Origin of the sequence: uncultured Gimesia sp., assembly GCF_937919775.1 — a bacterium.
Classification (GTDB): Bacteria; Planctomycetota; Planctomycetia; order Planctomycetales; family Planctomycetaceae; genus Gimesia.
This window is the reverse complement of record NZ_CALFPF010000265.1, coordinates 1-1,756: the sequence shown is the minus strand read 5'-3', so window position 1 is coordinate 1,756 and position 1,756 is coordinate 1. Positions and strand designations below refer to the sequence as shown.

Below are 1,756 nucleotides of genomic sequence, written 5' to 3'. Positions count from 1 at the left end.
CGTTGATACCTTGGCGCAAAAACAATTCGATGATTTTGTGAAACGGGTACGCGTATTTGCTCATCCCGATATTTCCCGACAATGTTCCGAGATGCAGGATTTTGAAAAATTACTGGTCGAATCGGTACAAGAATCTTTATGAACAGATTTGCAGAATATGGCTGTTATTCGGCTTGAGGGATGTTAAAATCGGGTTCGATGCTTTTCTGTTTTATTAATCGTTAGCTGTGAATGGCTCCGAAAATGGTCCGAACTCTGAAACTCAGTTGGGGAACATTCCATTTCATCATGGGAGGATTCCTGCTGCTCGCTGCAGGTTGTGGCGGTGGGAACGAAAAGATTCTCGAACCGAGTGCGGTGCCACAAAACACGGCTTCGCCTTCAGCAGCAAAAGCGCCGGATCTCAAATCCCTGGCTACCAGTTCTAAGCCAAAAGCACCGGTCAAACGAAAACAGCCAGAACTGGAAGGCAATCCGGAAGATTTCTTTGAAGTTGTGGATTATGTTCACAATTATCAAATTCAACATCCGCAAGCTGCCAGTGATGCTGAGGATCAGGTTGCCGTTGTGTTTCCGGCTCAGAAGGGAATTAATTCCACCACGTTTTCAGTGATCAAATCCGGAACGCAAAACGAGCCGGTAAAACCAGACGCAACCTTTGAGTTGCCCAAAGGGTTTTCTGCGGTGAAGGAACCCGGGTATTCTTCACAAGGGCTCCCCAGACGAATTCGCTGTGAGCGGGATTACAGTGAGATGGTTTTGGTTCCCGCCGGCGTTTCCATTCAGGGGCTGAGTAACGGCGATAAAAACGCGTCGCCTCAGTTTACCATTTATCAGAACGCATTTTATATTGATGTGCATGAGGTGACGTTAGAGCAATATCGCCGTTGGCGTTCCGAGATGATTGCCCAGAAAGGCAAGATTCCTGAACCGGCCGGCAACGACACGCAGCCTGGAGACTTCCCTGCATTGGGGATCTCTTACACAGATGCGTTAAATTATGCACGAACGATGGGTAAACAGCTCCCACGCGAAACGCAGTGGGAAAAGGCGGCACGCGGTGAAACGGGTTTTCAGTATCCCTGGGGAAATGGGCGCGCGCTGTGGCAGAAAACACGTCAGCCGGGTCAGGTCGATCCGGTCGGCACGTTTTCCGGTGATCTGAGTCCGTATGGCGTGCTCGATTTATCTGGCAATGCACGAGAGTGGTGTGAAGACTGGTACTCTGAAAATGCTTATCAGGCCGCACTGGCGCTGTCTGACGCAGGGGTGGTACGCGACTGGACTGGCCCTAAACGACCAGTCGTACCCAGCATGCGAGTCGTGCGCGGGAATCAGCAGGCCTGGGATGTCAGTAAACGCACGGGAGAAAATATGCGGACACCTCCCGGGGATGTTGGATTTCGTTGTGTATTGAATCTAACTCATTCCGTCACCGATCCCGAGACTTCAAAGGACAACCCGAAGCCCAATCATCCTCCGGTACCGAAAAATTCCAAGGCATTTTGAATCTCAGTTTCCAAGTGTCTGCTTTGCTTATGTTCAGATAACACAACCTCCAATTTTAGTTCCGCTGCTGAAACAGCCGGGTAATTTCCCCTGACTTCTCCGTGTTTTTTTGTGTTCTCCCGATTTTCCCCCCAGAAACTGCTTAAAGCCGATTCCGCACGCAAATTAAGTCTTGCGACAGGTCTTGTCGGCATAGTATAACGGGGCTAATAATTAGCCTGGCTAATGAATTGTGGTCCTTTATTTG

At 49.5% G+C, this 1,756-nt stretch carries 1 protein-coding gene; it reads left to right on the top strand.

Features of this window, described 5'->3' with window-relative positions:
• The first annotated feature begins 243 nt into the window (after positions 1-243).
• The gene (locus Q0294_RS07070; protein WP_299462486.1) at positions 244-1,509 is read left to right on the top strand and encodes an SUMF1/EgtB/PvdO family nonheme iron enzyme; all 1,266 of its coding nucleotides are present in this window, start codon (positions 244-246) and stop codon (positions 1,507-1,509) included.
• The last annotated feature ends 247 nt before the right edge of the window (positions 1,510-1,756 follow it).